The organism is Dietzia sp. IBK-p2-15D, assembly GCF_057773105.1.
Map to the genome: position 1 here is coordinate 329,676 of NZ_JBYMTK010000003.1, position 21,583 is coordinate 351,258.

A 21,583-nucleotide genomic window follows, 5' to 3' on the forward strand; every position below is an offset into this window, starting at 1 on the left:
ATCCGCACCACCATCCACCCCACGAGGAGACCACCCGCATGAGCAGGGCAGTGCACGAGTTCCGCGACCCGACCCGGTTCGTGGTGGGCACGGTCGGCCAGCCGGGCGAGCGCGTCTTCTTCGTCCAGGCCACCGAGTCGGGCCGGACCATCTCGGTGCGGTGCGAGAAGCAGCAGGCCCAGATCCTGTCCGAGAGGATGGGCGACCTGCTCGACGAAATCGCTGCCAAGTCCGACGTCCCGATCCCGCCGGCCGGCGGCGTCGTGGATGATCTCGACCCGCTCGAGATGCCGGTCGACGCCGAGTTCCAGGTGGGCACCATGGGGCTCGGCTGGGACGGGGAGCACTCCAAGATCGTGGTGGAGTTGTTGGCGATGGACCCGTCCGCCACAGACGAGTCGGTGGTGCTGTCGGACGCCGAGGACGCGCCGGACGCGCTGCGCGTCTTCCTCACCCCCCAGCGGGCCCGGCAGTTCGTGCTCCGCAGCGAGAAGGTCGTCTCCGCCGGCCGTGCCCCGTGCCCGCTGTGCGGCGAACCGATCGACACCACCGGCCACCTGTGCGTCCGCCTCAACGGTTACCTCCCGCGGTCCGGTGAGGCGCTCACCGACCTCATCGACCCGTGACCGACCGCCCGGTCAGCCCCGAACTCACCGTGCTGTACCGGATCCCGTCCGGCAGCAACGCGGTCTACCACTGTGTGGACGCCCACGGGGACAGCTGGGTCTACAAGCCGTCGGCGGGGGAGCGGCCGCTGATGGACTTCCCCGACGGCAGTCTGGCCGCGCGGGAGATCGCCGCACACGCGGTCTCCGAGGCGTTGGGCTGGGACCTCGTGCCACAGACCGTGGCCGCGCACGGCCCGGGCGGTCCGGGGATGGCCCAGCGCTGGATCGAGGAGATCGATCGCGAGCAACGCTCCGGGCACGACCCGATCGACGTCCACCCCGCCGACGCCGTCCCGGGCGGCCGGGCGGTCGTGCTGCGGGGGGAGGGCGCGCGGGGAGAGGACGTGGTGGTGGCACACGGCACCGACGACCGGCTGCGCCGTATCGCGGTGTTCGACCACGTGGTCAACAACGCCGACCGGAAGGGCGGACACGTCCTCGTCGACGCCGCGGGGGTCGTCTGGGCGATCGACCACGGCCTGTCCTTCCACACCGAGCCCAAGGTGCGCACCGTCCTGTGGGGGTGGGCGGGTCAACCCCTCACCGCCGACGACGTGGCGGGGTTGGAGCGTCTCCGGCGCGACCTGGCAGAGGGCGGCGCACTCGGCGCGGCCCTGTCCGACCTGCTCTCCTCCGCCGAGGTCGAGGCTCTCACCGAGCGCGTCGACACCCTCCTCGCGACCCGGGTGTTCCCCGTTCCCGGCCCCGGCTACCCCTTACCCTGGCCGCTCTTCTGACCGCGTGGTCTCTAGACTCGGCCGCATGCACTCGTGGTCCACGCCTGTCGTCCCCTCGGTCCCCGGCGACGGCGTCCCCCTGAGGTTGTTCGACACGGCCGGCGGGGAGGCCCGCGAGGTGGCGCCGGGGCCCGTCGCACGCATGTACGTCTGCGGGATCACCCCGTACGACACCACCCATCTCGGTCACGCGGCCACCTATCTCACGTTCGACCTCGTCTACCGTCAGCTGCTCGACGCCGGGCACAAGGTCCACTACGTCCAGAACACCACCGATGTCGACGACCCGCTGTTCGAGCGGGCCGAGCGTGACGGCGTCGACTGGCAGGAGCTGGGGGACCGCGAGACCGACAGGTTCCGCGAGGACATGGAAGCGCTCCGGGTCCTCCCGCCGCGTGACTACGTCGCGGCCACCGAGACCATCGACGAGGTCGTGGAGATGGTGGCCGAGCTCCTCGAGCGTGGTCACGCCTACTGCATCGACCCCGCCGTCGACGGCTACTCCGACGTCTACTACCGCCACCGCGCGACCGAGGAGTTCGGGTACGAGTCGGGCTACGACGACGACGAGATGGCCGCCGCCTTCGCCGAGCGCGGTGGCGACCCCGACCGAACCGGCAAGGAACACCCGCTGGATGCGTTGCTGTGGCGCGTCAATCGTCCCGGCGAGCCGGCGTGGCCCTCCCCCTGGGGGGCGGGCCGACCCGGGTGGCACATCGAGTGCTCGGCGATCGCCCGCAACCGACTGGGGATGGAGTTCGACATCCAGGGTGGCGGCAGCGACCTGGCCTTCCCCCACCACGAGTTCTCCGCCGCCCACGCCGAGGCGGCCACGGGGGAGGCGCCCTTCGCCCGTTTCTACGTCCACGCCGCGATGATCGGGCTCGACGGCGTGAAGATGAGCAAGTCGCTCGGCAACCTGGTGCGCGTGCAGGCGCTGCGGGAGGAGGGCGTCGACCCGGCGCTCATCAGGCTCGGCCTGTTCGCCGGGCACTACCGCGTGGACCGGTCCTGGTCCGGGGAACTCCTCGAGGCCGCCCGTCTCCGGTACGACACGTGGAACCGGGCAGTTGCCCGCGGCGCCGGTGCGGACTCGGCGGCCGCGATCACGGCTCTGCGCGAGCGCCTCGCGGACGACCTGGACACACCGGGGGCGTTGGCCGTGATCGACGCGTGGGCGGAGGCGACGCTGGGCGGTGACGAGGCGGACCCGGTCGCCGGTGTCGCGGTCGCGACCGCCCTGGACGCTCTTCTCGGCATCCCGTCGACCGCCGCCTGACCGGCCGGGCCAGCTGACCTGCTGACCGGCGGGGCCGCCTGCCTGCGGGACGCGGGTGCCGCGTCCCGACCGGCCGCGGGTCACCCGGCGTCGGGCTCGTCCCGCTCGCCCCGCAGGAAGCGCTCGAACTCGGCGGCGATCGCGTCGCCGTCGACCAGTGGCATCGCCTCCCCACCCGACGCGCGGCCGCGGTCGGGCTCCGGGTCGACCCCCGGGGTCACTCCGGAGTCCTCGTCCATCCGGTCCTCGAGGGACTGGATGTAATCGCGGAGGTCCTCATCCTCGCCCGCGGCGGCGTCGACACGGTCGGCCCACGTCCGCGCCTGCACGCGCAGCGCGTCCATCGGTACCGCCATGCCCAGGTTCTCCGCGATCCAGGACAACATCGCCTCGGTGCCCCGAGGGTTCGGCGGCGAGGCCACGTAGTGGGGGACCCCCGCGAACACACTCAGCGTGGGCACCCCCGCCTCGGTGAGCAGTTGCTGGAGCACCCCGGACATCCCGGTGGGCCCCTCGTAGTCCGACGGTTCGACACCCATCGTCGCCATCCGCTGGCGGCTGAACGCCGCGCCGGTGAGCGGGACCGGACGGGTGTGCGGCACGTCGGCGAGGTAGGCCCCCAGCAGGATCACCTGGGACACCCCGAGGGTGTCGACCAGGTCGACGAACTCCGAGGCGAACCGGCGCCACTTCAGGGCCGGCTCGGGCCCCCGCACCAGCAACACGTCCGCGGCGAACCCGTCCGGTCGACACGCCGACACCACCACTCGGGGCCACTCCACCGAGCGGGACACCCCACCCGAGATCCGGACGACGGGCCGCTGGTCCAGGTAGTCGAAGAACTCGTCACCGCCGACCTCGGCGATCTGGCGGGCCTCCCAGTTCAGGGCGAGGTGTTCGATGGTGCCGGTCGCCACGTCCGCAGCGTCGTTCCAGCCCTCGAAGGCCACGATCATCACCGGGCTCTCCAGATCGAGATGCCCGTCGGGACTCCATTGGACAGTCATTAGTACAGCCTACGTTCGTCCGGTTGTTCCCCACCCATACACTGGGGCCATGTCTGTCGATTTCGATTCGCCCTTATTGGATGCCGCCCGTCGGCGAGTACTGATCGGTGACGGGGCGATGGGCACGATGTTGCAGGCCGTCGACCTCGACGTGGACGCGGACTTCCTGGGCCTGGAGGGCTGCAACGAGATCCTCAACGCCACTCGTCCGGACGTCGTGGAGGACATCCACCGGGCGTTCTTCACCGCTGGCGCCGATCTGGTGGAGACCAACACCTTCGGCTGCAACCTGTCCAACCTGGGCGACTACGACATCGTCGACCGGATCGGTGAGCTCGCGGAGAAGGGCGCGGCGATCGCCCGCAAGGTCGCCGACGAGATGGGTCCGTCCGAGGACGGGACCCCCCGGATGGTGCTGGGTTCCCTCGGGCCGGGCACCAAGCTGCCCTCCCTGGGGCAGACCACCTTCGCGGAGATGCGGGACGCGTACGCCCAGGCCGCCGAGGGGCTGGCACGCGGTGGCGCGGACGCCTACCTCATCGAGACGAGCCAGGACCTGCTCCAGGTCAAGGCCGCGGTGCTCGGGTGCCAGGACGGGATGGCCGCCGCCGGCAGGCGGCTGCCGATCATCTCCCACGTCACCATCGAGACCACGGGCACCATGCTGCTCGGCTCGGACATCGGCGCGGCCCTGACCGCGTTGGAGCCGCTGGGCATCGACATGATCGGCCTCAACTGCGCCACGGGTCCGGCCGAGATGATCGAGCATTTGCGGTTCCTGTCCCGGCACGCCGGAATCCCCGTGTCGGTCATGCCCAACGCGGGACTGCCGGAGCTCGGTGAGCACGGCGCCGTCTACCCCCTGGGCGCCGACGCGTTCGCGCCGCAGGTGGCCGATTTCGTCTCCGAGTTCGGCCTGTCGATGGTGGGCGGGTGCTGCGGAACGACCCCCGAGCACATCACCCGCCTGCGCGACGAGGTCCTGGGCCGCGAGAAGGCCGAGCGTCGGGTGGAGCCCGTCAACGCGGTCGCCTCGCTGTACAGCTCGACCCCCCTGCGCGCCGACGCCGGCATCCTCATGATCGGCGAGCGCACCAACGCCAACGGTTCCAAGCGGTTCCGCGAGGCCATGCTCGCCGGCGACTGGGACACCTGCATGGACATCGCCAAGGAGCAGATGCGCGACGGTGCGCAGATGGTCGACCTCTGCGTGGACTACGTCGGCCGGGACGGCTCCGACGACATGAAGGAGTTGGCCGGCCGGCTCGCGACCTCCTCGACGCTGCCGATCATGCTCGACTCGACCGAGCCCGGTGTCATCGAGGCCGGTCTGGAGAAGCTGGGTGGCCGCTGCGCGGTCAACTCGGTCAACTACGAGGACGGCGACGGGCCGGAGTCCCGTTTCCAGCGGATCATGCAGCTGGTCTCCCGCCACGGCGCGGCTGTGGTCGGACTGACCATCGACGAGGAGGGCCAGGCCCGGACCGCGGATCGCAAGGTCGAGATCGCCGAGCGGCTCATCGCCGACCTCACCGGTAACTGGGGGGTGGCGGAGGAGGACATCATCATCGACTGTCTGACCTTCCCCATCTCGACCGGCCAGGAGGAGGTCCGCCGCGACGGCATCGAGACCATCGAGGCCATCCGCCGACTCACCGGGTCACACCCGAAGATCCACACCACGCTCGGCTTGTCGAACATCTCGTTCGGCCTCAACCCGGCCGCCCGCCAGGTGCTCAACTCGGTGTTCCTGCACGAGTGCATCCAGGCGGGTCTGGACACCGCGATCGCGCACAGTTCCAAGATCCTGCCCATGAGCAAGATCGACGAGCGCCAGCGGGAGGTCGCCCTCGACCTGGTCTACGACCGTCGCGGTGAGGGATATGACCCCCTCCAGGTGTTCATGGAGCTGTTCGAGGGCGTGTCCGCGGCCGGCGCCAAGGACGCGCGCGCGGCCGAGCTCGCCGCGATGCCGCTCATGGAGCGGCTGTCGGCCAGGATCGTCGACGGCGAGCGCAAGGGACTCGAGGCGGACCTCGACGCCGCGATGGCGGAGATCCCCCCTCTGGAGATCATCAACACCCACCTGCTCGGTGGGATGAAGACCGTGGGTGAGCTCTTCGGGTCCGGTCAGATGCAGCTGCCGTTCGTCCTGCAGTCGGCGGAGACCATGAAGGCCGCGGTCGCCCACCTGGAGCCCCACATGGAGGCCAGCGACGAGGACGGCAAGGGCCGCATCGTCCTCGCCACGGTCAAGGGCGACGTGCACGACATCGGCAAGAACCTCGTGGACATCATCCTGTCCAACAACGGCTACGACGTGGTCAACATCGGCATCAAGCAGCCGATCTCGGAGATCATCTCCGCGGCCCGCGAGCACAAGGCCGACGTGATCGGCATGTCCGGCCTGCTCGTGAAGTCGACCGTCGTGATGAAGGACAACCTCGCCGAGCTCAACTCGGAGGGGATCGCCGGGGAGTTCCCGGTCCTACTCGGCGGTGCCGCGCTGACCCGGTCCTACGTCGAGGTCGATCTCGCCGGGATGTACCAGGGTGAGGTGTTCTACGCGCGGGACGCGTTCGAGGGCCTGCGGCTCATGGACGAGGTGATGACGTCCAAACGGACCGGGGTCCCGATGTCGCAGTCGTCGGAGTCCGCGGCCAAGGCCGAAGAACGCCGCGAGCGCCGCGCTCGCAGTGAGCGGATCGCCGCCAAGCGCGCCGCCGAGGCCGAGCCTGTCGTGGTCCCCGAGCGGTCGGACGTCGCGGCCGACCAGCCGATCGCGACCCCTCCGTTCTGGGGGACCCGGATCGCCAAGGGGATCCCGGTGGCGGACTACGCCGGTCACCTGGACGAGCGTGCCCTGTTCTTCGGCCAGTGGGGCCTGCGGGGCACCCGCAGCGGCGACGGGCCGGACTACGAGGAGCTCGTGGCCACCGAGGGCAGGCCCCGCCTGCGTTCGTGGATCGACCGGTTGACCACCGAGAACATCCTGTCCCACTCGGCCGTGGTGTACGGCTACTTCCCGGCCTACTCGGTGGGCGAGGAGATCTGGGTGCTCGCCGAGCCGCGCCCCGACGCCGAGGTGCTCCACAAGATCGCGTTCCCGCGCCAGCAGCGACCGCGCTTCCTGGCCATCCCCGACTTCCTGGCCTCCAAGGAGCGCTGCGAGGCCGAGGGAGTGGTGGACGTGCTGCCGTTCCAGCTGGTCACCATGGGCACGCCCATCGCGAACTTCGCCAACGAGCTGTTCGCCGCGGACAACTACCGGGACTACCTCGAGGTACACGGCCTGTCCGTGCAGCTCACCGAGGCCCTCGCCGAGTTCTGGCACCGACGGGTCCGCGACGAACTCCGCCTGCCCGAGGGCACGGTCTCCGACGAGGACCCGGACAGCATCGAGGAGTACTTCAACCTCAAGTACCGGGGTGCCCGGTACAGCTTCGGCTACGGCGCCTGCCCCGACCTGGAGTCCCGCAAGGTGGTCGTCGATCTGCTCGAGCCCGAGCGCATCGGCGTCGAACTCTCCGAGGAACTGCAGCTGCATCCCGAGCAGTCGACCGACGCGTTCGTGCTGTACCACCCGGAGGCCAAGTACTTCAACGTCTGAGGCGGGCACGCAGGACAGCCTGTCCTTGCTGGTAGAGGACATACCCGACGGCGGATGATGAAGTCATGCACACCATCGGGCACCGATCTGGCGGTGAATCCACCAGCCCCGCGTCGGCATCGACGCGGGGCCGGGCGGACGGGCCACTCCGCACCTTCGTCGGCTCTCGCCAGGGGGTACTCGCGATGGCCACCGTCCTGGCCATCGCGATCCACCTCGTGTCGCGCGCGGTCACCGGTCCCGGCGTCTCCACGACGGTCGAGTGGTCGATCCGGGCGCCCCTGGTCGCGGTGGTCGTGGTCGGCGGGGTCCCACTCATCCTCGAGGTACTGCGCTCGGCGGTGAGGAGCGCGGGTGGGGCGGACATGCTCGCCGCCATCTCGATCATCACGGCGGTCGCTCTCGACGAGTGGCTGGTCGCCGCGATCGTCGTCCTCATGCTGTCCGGCGGCGAGGCGCTCGAGGCCGCGGCGTCGCGGAGGGCATCGGCCACCCTCGACGCCCTCGCGCGGCGCAGTCCCACGATCGCGCATCGACTCCGCGGGGACTCTACGGCCGCGGGCGTGGACGACATCCGCGCCGAGGAGGTCCGCGTGGATGACCTCCTCCTCGTCCTGCCTCATGAACTGTGCCCCGTCGACGGCGAGGTCGTGGGTGGCGACGGCGCCATGGACGAGTCGTTCCTGACCGGCGAACCGTACGTCGTGCCGAAGTCACCCGGCTCCCAGGTGCTCTCCGGGGCCGTCAACGGCGAGGTGGCGTTGACCGTCCGGGCCGAACGCCGGGCGGCAGACTCCCGGTACGCGCAGATCGTCGGCGTCCTGCGGGAGGCGGAGGAACACCGGCCCCCGATGCGTCGCCTGGCCGACCGTCTCGGCGCCTGGTACACGCTGGTCGCACTTGCCCTCGGCGTCCTCGGCTGGGCCATCTCGGGCGACCCGACCCGCTTCCTCGCCGTAGTGGTCGTCGCGACCCCGTGTCCACTGCTCATCGGCGTACCGGTCGCCATCATCGGCGCCATCTCGCTGTCCGCCAAGCGTGGGATCATCATCCGGAACCCGGCAATGCTCGAGAACGTCAGCCGGATCGAGACGATGATGTTCGACAAGACGGGCACACTGACCTACGGTCGCCCCGTCCTGACCGAGATCATTCCTCGACCGGGCACCGATCCGGATGGCGTGCTGGCGACCGCAGCGGCGGTCGAGGTCTACTCCCGTCATCCTCTCGCCCGAGCTGTCGTCGACGCCGCCACCGAACGAGGTCTCGCCATACCACCACTCAGCTCGGTCGCCGAGAAACCCGGCGCCGGACTGGTCGGTGAGGTGGGCGGCCACAGCCTTCGCCTGACCAACCGTCGTGGACTCGCCGCGGTCGACCCCGACGCCGTCGACCTCCTCCCGGGGACGGAGGCCGGTCTGGAATCGATCGTCCTCCTGGACGACCGGTACGCCGCCACCCTCCGGTTCCGGGACGAACCGCGGGCGACCGCAGGCGACTTCATCGCACATCTGCCGCGCTCGCACGGCGTCAAGCACATGATGATCATCTCGGGTGACCGTGAGGCCGAGGTCCGCCGTCTGGCGGACCGGGTGGGGATCGGAGAGGTGTACGGCGGGGTCAGCCCCGAAGGAAAGCTCGCCATCGTCCGGGAACGCACGGCGGCCGGGCCGACATTGTTTCTCGGCGACGGCATCAATGACGCCCCGGCGATGACGGCCGCGACCGCCGGGGTGGCCTTCGGCGCCAGCTCCGACGTCACCTCCGAGGCGGCCGACGCCGTGGTGCTGGACTCCTCACTGGAGCGCCTCGACGACCTGCTCCATATCGGAGCGCGCATGCGTCGGATCGCCCTGCAATCGGCGGTGGGTGGGATGGCCGCCTCCGTGATCGGGATGCTCCTCGCCGTGTTCGGGCTGCTGAGCCCTCTCGCGGGGGCGATCGCGCAGGAGGTCATCGACGTGCTGGCGATCCTCAACTCGGCGCGCGTCGTGATGGCTCCGCGCACACTCAGCGACTTCGGAGAGCGGACCAATCGCGCCGCGGACCAACTCCTCGAAGCCCGTCGGTAACACCCTTGCGACATCTGGCGATGACTACATAAGGGCAGATTCACCAGCGCACCCCGTCCGACGTATGGGGACAAAGGAGCCGGACATGGCGATCATCAGACGCTCAGCCATCTTGACGTGCACCGCAGCCCTGCTCGCCGGGGGAGCAGCCGTGGCGACTGCGCCGGTGGCGGGCGCCCAGGTCTGGCGCGAGTCGCCCGCGTGGGACGTCCGTCTGCCCTATCCCCTCGGCGGTGACCACACCATCCGGTTCGGGGTCCTCGGTAGCTGCCTGCGGGGCGACGACGGGAACTTCCACCAGGCGATCGCGGCCAACGCCCGGGACCTCGACCAACCGATCGGGTCCTTCGACTTCTCGGCCGTGATGTTCCCGTTCAACTCGGCGACGGTCTCCTGGCACAACATCGACACCGACGCCCGGGGGACGCAGACGGTCCGGTCGACCGGCCCGGAGGTAGGCATCGGCGCCACCCACACCGGACGTGGGACGGTGGCGGTCACCATCACCGCCAGTAAGTCCGCTCTCCCCACGTTCGCACCGGGCTCGGTCGCCCCGTTCGCCTCCGCCACCCACACCGAACGGTTCATCGTTCCCCCACGAGACTGCTGAGGGAGCCCCGGGCGCATCACCGGGAGGTCCCTCTCGCCACCCCCGGTTCACCTGGCTCCGGTAGACAGTAGGCCGTGACCAGCAATTTTTCTGATCGTGTTCCGGACGCCGTGTGTCTCGACATGGACGGCACCCTCGTCGATACCGAACGTCTGTGGGACATCGCGGTGTACGAGCTCGCCGAACACCTGGGACGCCCCCTGGACGAGAGGACCCGCGAGCGGACCCTCGGCAATTCCCTCCACGGCTTCTTCGAGATCCTCGGCGAGTACACGGGGCGCCGGATCGAGGGCGAGGAGTTCGACCGTCTCGCCCACCGTCTCAATTCCCGTGTCACCGAGCTGATGCGTACCGATATGAAGTGGCGGCCGGGCGCCGAGGATCTTCTCGCCGACATCGCCTCGACGGGGACCCCGGTCGCGTTGGTCACCAACACCACCGCCGATGTCGCGGTCGTGCCCCTGGAGTTCATCGATCGCTCCCGCTTCGACGTGGTGGTCACCGGGTGCATGGTCGCCGACGGCAAGCCCGCTCCGGACCCGTATCTACTCGCGTGTGAGCGGCTCGGGGTGAATCCGGGTACGGCGGTCGCGGTGGAGGACTCCGTCACCGGCGCCACGGCTGCGGTCACTGCCGGATGCAGGGTTCTCTACATCCCGTCGACCGACGGCCAGCCCGATGTGGCCGGGGCCCACACCCACGCGACCCTGGAGGGGGTCGACACCGCCGGACTCCACGCCCTCACCTCCGGCACACCCGTGCGTGCGGCTGTGGGACAATCGAGCGTGTGAAGACCTTCGACTCGCTGTTCACCGAGCTGTCCGAGCGCATCACCGCGCGCCCCGAGGGGTCCGGCACCGTCGCCGCGTTCGACAAGGGTGTGCATCATCTGGGCAAGAAGGTCATCGAAGAAGCCGGTGAGGTGTGGATCGCCGCCGAGTACCAGTCCGACGAGGAACTGGCGGAGGAGATCTCCCAGCTCCTGTACTGGACCCAGGTCATGATGCTCAGGCGCGGACTCGGCCTCGAGGACGTCTACCGACATCTCTAGACCCCGCCCCGCGTCCACCCTCACGCTCACAGATCCCGGAGCCCCCGTCATGCTGCGCGTCGCACTGCCCAACAAGGGCGCCCTGTCCGAGTCCGCCTCCGAGATGCTCGCCGAGGCGGGGTACCGCCGTCGGCACGAGGGGAGCAAGGACCTCACGCTGATCGACCCGGACAACGACGTCGAGTTCTTCTTCCTGCGCCCCAAGGACATCGCCGTCTATGTGGGCTCCGGCCGCCTCGAGATGGGCATCACCGGCCGGGATCTGGCCGCGGATTCCATGGCCGAGGTCGATGAGCTCCTCGATCTGGGCTTCGGCCACTCCACCTTCCGTTACGCCGGTCCCGCCGGGGCGGGATGGTCCACCGACCGGCTCGCCGGCGCGCGGATCGCGACTTCGTACCCCAATATCGTCCGTCGGGACCTCCAGCAGCGGGGGGTCGAGGCGGAGGTCATCCGCCTCGACGGCGCCGTGGAGATCTCGATCCAACTGGGAGTGGCCGACTGCATCGCCGACGTCGTGGGGTCCGGACGGACGCTCAAGGTCCACGGCCTGGAGGCGTTCGGCGACATCCTGTGCGACTCCTCGGGCGTGCTGATCTCCCGGGCGGACGCCGAGGTGTCCGCGGCGATGGCACAGCTCAGGGCGCGCCTGCAGGGCGTGGTGTTCGCCCAGCAGTACATGATGCTCGACTACAACTGCCCCAAGGATCTGCTCGACGAGGTCTCGGCGATCACGCCGGGGATCGAGTCGCCCACGGTCTCGCCGATGGCGGACCCGGCGTGGATCGCCGTCCGGTCGATGGTGCCGCGCAAGCGGGTCAATTCGATCATGGACGAACTCGCCGCGTCCGGCGCGAAGTCGGTCATCGCGACCGACATCCGCTCCTGCCGAATGGGCTGACACCCAGAAGATCCGCTACCCTCCCTTCGAATCCGCTATCCGCAAAGGGGTAGCGGATCCGAAGTCGGAGTAGCGGATCCCTGGGCAGGGACCGCGCCCGATCAGACCCGCTCAATCAGCAATGCCTGCAGGGTGTGTCCGATCGCGCCGACCTCGTCGAAGAGCGTTCCGGTGGTCGCGCCCACCCCGTCGGGACCGATCGAGGCCCGCGCTGTCACCCCGATCCACTGCCCGACGGGCCGGCGGTGCAGGTGCGTGACCACGTCGGTGTTGAGGAATCGCCACTCGTGGGGCTCGAGGACCGCTCCGACACCGTTGGCGATGTCCGCCACGCACATCACGTGTTCGGCGGGGGTCGTCTCCTCACCTGCCACCAGCGGCAGGGTGGGCCGCGCCCACACCGTGCCGTCCTCGGCACCCCGGATCTCGAGAGAGTCGATGTAACCGCTGGTCCAGCGGTTGAAGAACTCACTGTTGTGATCAGCTCCCGGCAACTCGCGGGGCTGATCCAGCGTCTGCTCGACCTCCGCGGTGTCGCTGACGAGCATCCGCCACGCACTCGCCCGGGCGACGATCCGTCCCCGCGCCTCGAGCTCGGACTCGACCAGCTGGATCCGCCGGCCAGGTCGGGTCACGCGCGCCCGCGTCCGCAACTCGCCCAGGGGCACCGGACCCAGCAGGTCGACCGCCACCCGCGCGATCCGCGTCTCCTCGGACGGGTCCAGCCGATCCATGGCCCGGGTGAGGAGGGCAGAGGGCGGGGCCCCGTGTTGCAGGTCGGGGCCCCAGGCGCTCACGGTGTGCGGCGTCGCTCGGAAGACCTCCCAGCCGTCGTCGGTACCCAGCGGCTCGAAGTAGGCCTCCGTCATCATGTTCTCCTCGGTTCTCCCTGACCTGACAGCAGACTGTCCGTCCCGGCTGGTACCACCCGCGTCCCGGGCCACCCCGGGTACTCCGGCGGGGTACCGCCGTACGCCGGACACAGCGCCTGATGATTGCACCAGTCGCACAGGCGGGACGTACGGGGGCGGAAGTCCCCCGTCTCCCCGGCCCGCTCGATCTCCGACCAGAGCGAGTCGAGGGACGCCTCGGTCTCGCCGAGGGATGCATGATCCGGGGTGAGGGTGAGCCAGCTGCCGTTCTTGAGGTAGATGAGTTTGAGCTGCGCGGGGAGCACCCCGTGGACGCGGTGGTACATCAGGGCGTAGAAGCGCATCTGGAACATCGCCTGGTGCTGGTACCGCGGGTTCGGGGGTTTGCCCGTCTTGTAGTCGACGACCCTGACCTCGCCGGTCGGCGCCACGTCGACCCGGTCGAGGTAGCCGTGGAGCGGGGTGCCCGACTGAGTGGCCGTGAGCAGGTACTGCTCGCACGAGGCGGGGGAGAAGCGCTGCGGGTCCTCGACGCCGTAGAGGGCCGAGACCAGGCCCGCGACCTCGGCCTCGAACCCGGGGCGTTCGGCGACAGGCACCACGTCGGCCCCGTCCTCCGCCGCGTAGAAGTGCTCGACGGCGGCGGGGACAAGCTCCGCGGCGCGCTGCGGCGCCCGGTCGGCCTGCTCGAGGCCGTAGAGCTCCTCGAGCACCGAGTGGACGACGGTGCCCGTCACCTGGGCGCGGGTCTTGGGCTCCGGGATCCGGTCGATGGTGCGCAGGCGGTACAGCAGCGGGCACTGCCGGAAGTCCGCCGCACGCGATGCCGACAGGGCGAGGGGCTTGCGTTCCGGCAGGGGTACGTCGCCCGCTGCCGGGATGCCACCGATTTCCAGGGGATCCGTCACACCTGGCAGGGTAGACAACCGGTCGGACAACCGGCCCGTATGTCCCCCCTGGAGGTCCCGTGCAGCGATCCGGTCCGTTCGTCGTGGGCGACCGCGTCCAACTCACCGACACCAAGGGGCGCAAGTACACGGTCGTCCTCGTCGAGGGCGCCGAGTTCTTCACCCACCACGGGGCCGTCCGCCACGACGACCTGATCGGTGCGCCGGAGGGGTCGATCGTCACCTCGACCAAGGACTCCCACTACCTCGCGCTCCGGCCGCTCCTCACCGACTACGTGCTGTCCATGCCGCGCGGCGCCCAGGTGATCTACCCCAAGGACGCCGCGCAGATCGTGCACGAGGGTGACGTGTTCCCCGGCGCCCGGGTGTTGGAGGCCGGTGCCGGTTCCGGCGCGCTGACCTGCTCACTGCTCCGGGCCGTGGGCCCCGAGGGGCGGGTGTTCTCCTACGAGATCCGTGAGGACCACGCCGAGCACGCCGAGCGCAACGTCCGCACGTTCTACGGCGAGCACCCCGAGAACTGGGACCTGCGCGTCGCGGACCTGGCCGAGACCTCCGTGGAGGCGCTGGGGGGCCAGGTCGACCGCGTGGTGCTGGACATGCTCGCGCCCTGGGAGTGCCTGCCCACGGTGAGCGACGTGTTGGTGCCCGGCGGGGTGCTGGTCGCCTACGTGGCCACCACGACCCAGCTGTCGGACGTCGTGGAGGCCCTGCGGCGTCAGCAGTGCTGGACCGAGCCCCGGGCGTGGGAGTCGATCAACCGCGGCTGGCACGTGGTCGGCCTGGCCGTGCGTCCGGAGCACCGCATGCAGGGCCACACGGCGTTCCTCGTGACCGCCCGCCGGCTCGCCGAGGGCGTGACCACCCTCAAGCCCAAGCGGCGCAGCGGAAAGGGCTGACCGGCGGACTCGCAGGGACCTGCGCCCGCGTCCGCCGATAGGGTGGAGGGGACGACGACGAGGTGACTCGTCGACGACCAGGAGGGCAGGTGATCGCGTGACCGAGGGACGATCCCCGGCCGGCGACGGGCAGGACCGGGTCGCCATCGACCGGGCCGAGCTCGCACGGCTGCGGAAGGCCGTGGACGAGGGGGCCCGCTCGGACCGCGAGAAGGCGATCAGGATCGACGCCCTCGGCGCCCGCAACGTCCGGCTCGCGGACCTGCTCAAGGACTCGCGCGACCAGCTCGAGGCGCTCAAGGGTGAGGTCGAACGACTCGGCACCCCGCCCAGCACCTACGGCGTGGTCCTGGCCCGACCATCCGGCCCGGACTCCGTGGAGGTCATGGCCGCGGGTAGGCGGATGCGCCTCGCGATCGCCCCGGGGGTGGACGCTGCCGAGCTGACCGCCGGTACGACGGTGCGTCTCAACGAGGCCATGACCGTGCTCGAGGTCTCCGGGGAGCTGCCCGTCACGGGCGTCACCGCCGTGTTCCGTGACGTACTCGCCGACGGCGTCCGCGCCCGCGTCGTGATGGGCAACGACGAGGAGCACATCGTCGTGCTGGCCACCGCGCTGCGCGGCGGTCGGACCGCCGAGCACCCCGCCCCGGTCCGTCCGGGCGACGCGGTGCTGGTCGACCCCAAGGCGGGCGTGGCGTACGAGGTCGTGCCCAAGGCCGAGGTCGACGAGCTCCTGCTCGAGGAGATCCCGATGGTGGAGTACTCCGACATCGGTGGACTCGGACCGCAGATCGAGCAGATCCGCGACGCCATCGAGCTGCCCTTCATCCACCACGACCTCTACCGCGAGTTCCACCTGGCCCCACCCAAGGGCGTCCTGCTCTACGGGCCCCCCGGCTGCGGCAAGACCCTCATCGCCAAGGCCGTCGCGCACTCGTTGGCCCGCGCGTCGGCGGTCTCCCGGGGCGACGACGTCTCCGACGGTCGCTATCCCAACTCGTACTTCCTGTCCATCAAGGGCCCGGAACTGCTCAACAAGTACGTCGGCGAGACCGAGCGGCACATCCGCTCCATCTTCGAGCGGGCGCGTGAGAAGGCGACCGAGGGCAACCCGGTCATCGTGTTCTTCGACGAGATGGACTCGATCTTCCGCACCCGCGGTTCCGGTGTCTCCTCGGACATGGAGACCACGATCGTGCCCCAGCTGCTCGCGGAGATCGACGGCGTGGAGGACCTGCGCAACGTCATCGTGATCGGCGCCTCCAACCGCGAGGACATGATCGACCCGGCCATCCTGCGCCCCGGCCGGCTCGACCTGAAGATCCGCATCGACCGGCCCGACCGCGACGCCGCGACCGACATCCTGGCGAAATACATCACCCCCGACCTGCGCTTCGACCCGGAGGAGGTCGGGGACGCGGACGAGCACACGCACGTGGCGGACCTCATCGACCGGATCGTCGACAGGCTCTACACGCGCGACGCGTCCACCACCTACGTGCACCTGGTGTACGCCTCGGGCCGCCGATCCTCCCTGTACCTGGCCGACCTCACCTCCGGGGCGATGCTGCGCAACATCGTGGACCGGGCCAAGAAGCTGGCGATCAAGGACATCGTCCACGGCACCGGGCGGGGCCTGACCACAGACGACTTCCTCGACGCTGTCGACGCCGAGTTCGCCGAGAGCGCGGACCTGCCCAACACCTCCAACCCGCAGGAATGGGCGCGGCTGACCGGAGTCCGCGGTGAACGCGTCGTCGACGTCTCCATCCCCAACAAGGGCGTGGACCAGTGACCCCTCCCGTTCAGAGCGCGTCGGGTGAGGTCGGGCGAGGCCGGATCATCGGCACCGAGATCGAGTTCGGCATCGTCGCGGTCGGGCAGCCCCTGCTCAGCTCGGTGGTCACCTCCACCCAGGTGATCAAGGCCTACACCGACCCCGGGGAGTCCGCCGGCGGCGCCGACGAGACCCGCTGGGACTACGAGTCGGAATCGCCCCTGCGCGACGCCCGCGGTTTCGACCTGGGAGCCGTGCGCGCCTACGACCCCAGCGAGTTCGGGGTGACCAACCGGGTGCTGACCAACGGCGCGCGCTTCTACGTCGACCACGCGCACCCCGAGTACTCCGCGCCGGAGGTCGACTCCCCGCGCGACGCGGTGATCTGGGACAAGGCCGGCGAGCTCGTCATGCACCGCGCCGGGGTCGAGTCCTCGGCGACCGAGGGCAACGCCGAACTCAAGCTGTACAAGAACAACGTCGACGGCAAGGGCGCCTCGTACGGCGCGCACGAAAACTACCTCGTCCGCCGCGACGTCGACTTCGACGCCCTGACCCTGAGCCTGGCACCGCACCTGCTGTCCCGGCAGGTGTTCTGCGGCGCCGGACGCGTGGGGATCGGGCAGTCCGGCGAGACGGCCGGCTTCCAGCTCTCCCAGCGCGCCGACTACATCGAGGTGCTCACCGGGCTCGAGACGACCCTGCGTCGCGGGATCATCAACACCCGCGACGAGCCGCACGCGTCCGACGAGACGTGGCGCCGACTGCACGTGATCATCGGCGACGCGAACATGTCCGAACTGGCGACGTACCTCAAGATCGGCACCACGTGCCTGGTCCTGGACGCCATCGAGGAGGGCGTGGACTTCTCCGATCTCCTGCCCGTCGACCCCGTGGAGGCGGTGCACGTCATCAGTCACGACACGTCGCTGACCGCCACGGTGCCGCTGCCCGACGGCCGCGCACTGACCGGGATCGGTCTCCAACGCGAGATCCTGGACCGGGTCGCCGACCTCGTCGGCGACGGAGCCGGCCGACCGGACTGGGCCACCGAGGTCCTCGCCGAATGGCGGGAGATCCTCGAGGCCCTCGAGCAGAATCCCATGTCGTGCGCCGACCGCCTGGACTGGCCCGCCAAGCTGCGTCTGCTCGAGGGATTCCGCGCCCGCGACGCGCTGGACTGGGACCACGCGCGGCTCGCGCTCATCGACTTCCAGTACCACGACATCGATCCGGAACGCGGCCTCTACAACCGTCTGGTGGCGAAGGGCGCGATGCTCCGACTGACCACCCCAGACGAGGTCGAGGCCGCCGTCACGACCCCGCCCGCCCGGACGCGGGCCTGGGCCAGGGGACGCTTCCTCGCGGAACTCGGCGACAGCATCCACTCCGCCGGATGGGACCTCGTCGTCGTCGTCGACTCACGCGGCCACCAGCGCCACGTCGACCTCACCGACCCGTACACCGGGACCCGGGAGTACTGCGAGGCGCACCCGGACTTCCTCACCACCGACGGACCGTCACCGTGGTGACCGCACCGACCCACACCACCACCCTCGACCACCAAACCTCCCACCGCTAAGGAGCAGTCCATGTCCCAGATCCAGAAGAACGCCAGCGGCCCCGGCGAGGGCGACGACGAGGCCGGCCAGATCGCCAAGGCCGCCGACACCACCTCCGCCGACTCGCTGCTCGACGAGATCGACGACATCCTCGAGACCAACGCCGAGGAGTTCGTGAAGTCCTACGTCCAGAAGGGCGGGCAGTAGACCGCCATGATCCGTCGCATCGTCGGGATCGAGACGGAGTTCGGGATCACCAGCGTCGGCGGTGACGGCGCGCGGTCCCTCGGCGCCGACGAGATCGCCCGCTACTTCTTCCGGCCCGTCGTGCAGCGGTGGCGCAGCTCCAACGTCTTCCTGGAGAACGGCTCCCGCCTCTACCTCGACGTGGGCTCCCACCCCGAGTACGCGACCGCCGAATGCGACGGCCTGCGCCAGCTCGTCGCGCACGACAGGGCGGGGGAGCGGATCGTCGACGACCTCGCCCTGCAGGCCGAGCAGGCACTCGCCGCCGAGGGGATCGACGTCAAGGTCTACCTGTTCAAGAACAACACCGACTCGGTGGGCAACTCCTACGGGTGCCACGAGAACTACCTGCTCGACCGTGCCACCCAGGTCCGCAGCATCGCCACCACACTGTTGCCGTTCCTCGTGAGCCGGCAGCTCCTCTGCGGCGCCGGCAAGATCCTGCCCGGCACCCCGGCGGGCGTGGGGCTCGGCGAGACGGAGGAGCCCACGTTCTGCTTCTCCCAGCGCGCCGAACACATGTGGGACGGCGTCTCGTCCGCCACCACCCGGTCGCGACCGCTCATCAACACCCGAGACGAGCCGCACGCCGACTCGACCCGGTTCCGGCGCATGCACGTGATCGTGGGCGACTCCAACATGATCGAGACCACCACGCTGCTCAAGATCGCCAGCACCCGGCTCGTGCTGGAGATGCTCGAGGCGGGCGTCGAGCTGCGCCCGATGGCGGTTGCGCACCCGGTGAGGGCGATCCGGGAGATCAGCCGCGACCTCACCGGCACGCGGCCCGTCGCGATGACCGACGGCACCACCATGACGGCGCTGGAGATCCAGCGGGAGTTCCTCGCCGCGGTCCAGCGTTACCTCGGGAGCGGCGGCTGGGAGCGCGACGACCGCCCCGACATCGAGCGGTGCGTGGCCCTGTGGGAGCGGGTCCTCGACGCCGTCGAGTCCGGGGACCACGAGTCGATCGCCGCCGACATCGACTGGGCCGCCAAACTGCGGCTCATCCGGCAGGTGCAGGCGAAGACCGGCGCCGACCTCGACCACCCGAGGCTGTCCCAGATCGACCTGACCTACCACGACGTGCGGCCCGGACGCGGGCTCCACTCGGTCCTCGAACGCCGCGGGCTCGTCTCCCGCGTCGTGGACGACGCCGAGGTGGAGCGGGCCCGCACCGTCGCGCCCGAGACCACCCGCGCCGCGCTGCGTGGCAGGTTCATCACGGCCGCCCGGGACGCCGAGCGCGACTTCACCGTGGACTGGGTACACCTCAAGGTCTCCGACGGCACCCTGCCCACCGTCGCGCTGACGGACCCGTTCGCCCACGAGGACCCGCGTGTCGACGAACTCGTCGCCGCGCTCGGACGATAGCGTCTCCAGGCGTGCCCACCTCGAAGTCCCAACGTCTGGTCAACCTCGTGATCTGTCTGAGGTCGACCAACGCGTTCTTGTCGGCGGGGGAGATCCGCAGGATGGTCCAGGGGTACGACGACGCCGAGAACGACGCCGCCTACCTGCGGATGTTCGAACGGGACAAGCGGGAGCTACGCGACGCCGGGGTCCCGCTCGAACAGGGCGCCTCGCTGGCCCCCGGATCGCCGGCCGGGTACCGCATCCCCGCCCACGGGTACGAGCTGCCCGACATCACCCTCACGCCCCAGCAGGCCGGCGTGCTCGCCGTCGCGGCCGAGGTGTGGCGCGAGGGGGAGCGGGCCGCGCGTGCCGACGGGGCGCTGGCCAAACTCACCGCCGCGGGGATCGAGCCCGCGCACGACGCCGGCGCGACCGTGTCCGTGACCGACCCGGCCGAGCTGGCGACCGCCGCCCTGGTCGCCGAGGCGATCGCCGAGGGATCCTCGGTCACGTTCTCGCACACCCCCGCGGGCGCCGCCGAACCCACCTCCCGGCGGGTCGAGCCCTGGTGGACCGGATCCCGCCACGGCCACTGGTACCTCGTCGGTCACGATCTCGACCGTGGCGAACCCCGGACGTTCCGGCTCGTCCGCATCTCGGACGTCAGGCTCGGGCGCGCCGCCCGGACCGTCCCCGTCCCGCCGACCGAGCAGGTCCTCGCGTTGCTGGACGGCGCCGTCTCCCGGCTCAACCCCCTGGTGGAGGCCACGGTCTGGGCCGCCGACGGCAGAGCCGCCGAGCTGCGCGCCATGGCCCGGTCCCAGAGCCCCGCCCGGCGATTCGGCAGGGACGGGGTCGACCTCGAGGTCGCCGCGCCGCTCGGTGAACTGTCCGCGCTCGTGGCCGCCCAGGGTGCCGACGCCGTAGCCCTGCGCCCGGCCGAGCTCCGCGTCCGGGTCGTGACGATCCTCACCGCCGCCGAGGAGGCCGCCCGATGAGCGCCCGCGCCGTCCCGCTGGCCACGTTGCTCAGCGTGGTCCCGTACTTCCACACCCGGGGCGCCGTCCCCGTGGCCGACGCGGCCCGCGACCTCGGGTTGACCGAGAAGCAACTCCGGGCCGCCCTGTGGCAACTGTGGTCCTGCGGCTTGCCCGGGTACGGACCCGGCGACCTGATCGACCTCGCCTTCTCCTCCGAGGACCTCGACGACGCCGATCTCGTCGAGGTGACCTTCACCGCCGGGATCGACCGCCCGGTCCGCCTGACCGCCGCGGAGGCGGTCACGCTCGAGACCGGCCTGGCGGTGTTCCTCGACCAGCCGGAGGTGATCGACCAGGGCGCGCTGCGCGACCTGCTGTCGACGCTCCGGACCGCCACCGGCGCCGACGTGCACGCCGGGGGGCTCGACGCCCGACGCGAGACGGCCGACTCGGACGCGGACGTCGTGCGCACGGCCGTCCACGACGGTCGGGCGCTGCGCTTCGTCTACCACTCGGCCAGCTCCGACACCTCCACCACCCGGGTCGTGGACCCCGCACGCCTGTCCGTCGCCGACGGCCATTCCTACGTCCACGGGGTGGACCGTGAGTCCGGGCAGTGGCGGACGTTCCGCACCGACCGGATGAGCGGGGTCGAGGAGGTGGGGCCGCGCCGCGCGCTGGGACCCCGACCCCAGGACGACGGCGAGGGCGACGTCCGCCTGGAGTCCGCCCGTGTCCCCGCCGCCGCGGCCTGGTTCCTCGACGAGTTCCGATTCCACAGCGTGGTCCGCCGCCCGGACGGCGACCTGGACGTGGAGATCGCCTACCACGACCGGGCGTGGCTCCAGCGCTTCCTGCTCGGTCACGCGGACGTCGTGCGGGCCGCCGATCCCGAACTGTCCGCCGAGGTGGCGCGCCGCGCCGGCGAGGGGCTGGAGGCCTACTCGGCGGAGCCGGGGGAGACCTCCGTGACGGAATCGTGAATTCTCGGTAAATAACCAGGTAGCAGCCGGTTTCGGGGAGCGCTCGGGTGACGCCGCCCGGT

General features: G+C 70.4%; 19 protein-coding genes. 16 read left to right on the top strand and 3 right to left on the bottom strand.

Annotation, left to right across the window (positions count from 1 at the left end):
• Positions 1-38 precede the first annotated feature (38 nt).
• From AC3DEV_RS06745 to mshC, 3 genes are read left to right on the top strand one after another with little or no spacing between them, the layout of a single operon-like run.
• Positions 39-626 carry a DUF3090 domain-containing protein gene (locus tag AC3DEV_RS06745; protein WP_120283225.1) on the top strand — a complete coding sequence of 196 codons (588 nt, stop codon included), beginning with the start codon at positions 39-41 and terminating at the stop codon, positions 624-626.
• On the top strand, positions 623-1,405 hold the full coding sequence (locus AC3DEV_RS06750; RefSeq protein ID WP_096905478.1) for an SCO1664 family protein: 783 nt from the start codon (positions 623-625) through the stop codon (positions 1,403-1,405). Before AC3DEV_RS06745 ends, AC3DEV_RS06750 begins: the two co-directional genes overlap by 4 nt.
• A gap of 25 nt (positions 1,406-1,430) precedes the next feature.
• A complete protein-coding gene (gene mshC, locus AC3DEV_RS06755) occupies positions 1,431-2,684 on the top strand; it encodes a cysteine--1-D-myo-inosityl 2-amino-2-deoxy-alpha-D-glucopyranoside ligase (protein ID WP_488371640.1) in 1,254 nt (417 codons plus the stop codon).
• 80 nt (positions 2,685-2,764) lie between these two features.
• Here mshC and AC3DEV_RS06760 read toward each other — a convergent pair whose 3' ends face one another.
• Complete coding sequence (locus AC3DEV_RS06760; RefSeq protein WP_067714429.1) at positions 2,765-3,691, bottom strand: PAC2 family protein; 927 nt, start codon at positions 3,689-3,691, stop codon at positions 2,765-2,767.
• Positions 3,692-3,740: 49 nt separating this feature from the next.
• Here AC3DEV_RS06760 and metH point away from each other — a divergent pair, with 49 nt between their 5' ends.
• The 6 genes from metH to hisG all read left to right on the top strand — a co-directional run bounded on the left by metH (position 3,741) and on the right by hisG (position 11,935).
• Complete coding sequence (metH, locus tag AC3DEV_RS06765; RefSeq protein WP_488371641.1) at positions 3,741-7,301, top strand: methionine synthase; 3,561 nt, start codon at positions 3,741-3,743, stop codon at positions 7,299-7,301.
• A 185-nt stretch (positions 7,302-7,486) separates the two neighbouring features.
• On the top strand, positions 7,487-9,373 hold the full coding sequence (locus AC3DEV_RS06770) for a heavy metal translocating P-type ATPase (RefSeq protein ID WP_488371642.1): 1,887 nt from the start codon (positions 7,487-7,489) through the stop codon (positions 9,371-9,373).
• An 85-nt stretch (positions 9,374-9,458) separates the two neighbouring features.
• Positions 9,459-9,983, top strand: coding sequence for a hypothetical protein (locus tag AC3DEV_RS06775; protein WP_472981449.1), 525 nt, complete (start codon positions 9,459-9,461; stop codon positions 9,981-9,983).
• Between the two features lie 74 nt (positions 9,984-10,057).
• Positions 10,058-10,774: an HAD family hydrolase gene (locus tag AC3DEV_RS06780; protein WP_488371643.1), complete on the top strand. Its 717-nt coding sequence runs from the start codon at positions 10,058-10,060 to the stop codon at positions 10,772-10,774.
• Entirely contained in the window at positions 10,771-11,034 is a 264-nt protein-coding gene (locus AC3DEV_RS06785; protein ID WP_120283215.1) for a phosphoribosyl-ATP diphosphatase, read from the top strand. The genes AC3DEV_RS06780 and AC3DEV_RS06785 overlap by 4 nt, the downstream gene beginning before the upstream one ends.
• A 49-nt stretch (positions 11,035-11,083) precedes the next feature.
• Complete coding sequence (gene hisG / locus AC3DEV_RS06790) at positions 11,084-11,935, top strand: ATP phosphoribosyltransferase (protein WP_067714440.1); 852 nt, start codon at positions 11,084-11,086, stop codon at positions 11,933-11,935.
• 101 nt (positions 11,936-12,036) lie between these two features.
• Here hisG and AC3DEV_RS06795 read toward each other — a convergent pair whose 3' ends face one another.
• Both AC3DEV_RS06795 and AC3DEV_RS06800 read right to left on the bottom strand, forming a co-directional pair.
• The gene (locus AC3DEV_RS06795; RefSeq protein WP_435890816.1) at positions 12,037-12,804 is read right to left on the bottom strand and encodes a thioesterase family protein; all 768 of its coding nucleotides are present in this window, start codon (positions 12,802-12,804) and stop codon (positions 12,037-12,039) included.
• The gene (locus tag AC3DEV_RS06800; RefSeq protein WP_488371644.1) at positions 12,804-13,715 is read right to left on the bottom strand and encodes a RecB family exonuclease; all 912 of its coding nucleotides are present in this window, start codon (positions 13,713-13,715) and stop codon (positions 12,804-12,806) included. Before AC3DEV_RS06800 ends, AC3DEV_RS06795 begins: the two co-directional genes overlap by 1 nt.
• A gap of 59 nt (positions 13,716-13,774) precedes the next feature.
• Between AC3DEV_RS06800 and AC3DEV_RS06805 the strand changes: the two genes are divergently transcribed.
• The 7 genes from AC3DEV_RS06805 to AC3DEV_RS06835 all read left to right on the top strand — a co-directional run bounded on the left by AC3DEV_RS06805 (position 13,775) and on the right by AC3DEV_RS06835 (position 21,521).
• Positions 13,775-14,614, top strand: coding sequence for a tRNA (adenine-N1)-methyltransferase (locus AC3DEV_RS06805; RefSeq protein ID WP_069390069.1), 840 nt, complete (start codon positions 13,775-13,777; stop codon positions 14,612-14,614).
• Between the two features lie 97 nt (positions 14,615-14,711).
• Entirely contained in the window at positions 14,712-16,412 is a 1,701-nt protein-coding gene (gene arc, locus AC3DEV_RS06810; protein ID WP_488371645.1) for a proteasome ATPase, read from the top strand.
• Positions 16,409-17,926, top strand: a complete 1,518-nt coding sequence (gene dop, locus AC3DEV_RS06815) for a depupylase/deamidase Dop (protein WP_488371646.1) — start codon at positions 16,409-16,411, stop codon at positions 17,924-17,926. The genes arc and dop overlap by 4 nt, the downstream gene beginning before the upstream one ends.
• A 60-nt stretch (positions 17,927-17,986) precedes the next feature.
• Positions 17,987-18,163, top strand: a complete 177-nt coding sequence (locus AC3DEV_RS06820; RefSeq protein WP_488371647.1) for a ubiquitin-like protein Pup — start codon at positions 17,987-17,989, stop codon at positions 18,161-18,163.
• Positions 18,164-18,169: 6 nt separating this feature from the next.
• Complete coding sequence (pafA, locus tag AC3DEV_RS06825) at positions 18,170-19,576, top strand: Pup--protein ligase (protein WP_488371648.1); 1,407 nt, start codon at positions 18,170-18,172, stop codon at positions 19,574-19,576.
• Between the two features lie 11 nt (positions 19,577-19,587).
• A complete protein-coding gene (locus AC3DEV_RS06830) occupies positions 19,588-20,556 on the top strand; it encodes a helix-turn-helix transcriptional regulator (RefSeq protein ID WP_185950537.1) in 969 nt (322 codons plus the stop codon).
• Complete coding sequence (locus AC3DEV_RS06835) at positions 20,553-21,521, top strand: helix-turn-helix transcriptional regulator (RefSeq protein WP_488371649.1); 969 nt, start codon at positions 20,553-20,555, stop codon at positions 21,519-21,521. Before AC3DEV_RS06830 ends, AC3DEV_RS06835 begins: the two co-directional genes overlap by 4 nt.
• Positions 21,522-21,583: the final 62 nt, after the last annotated feature.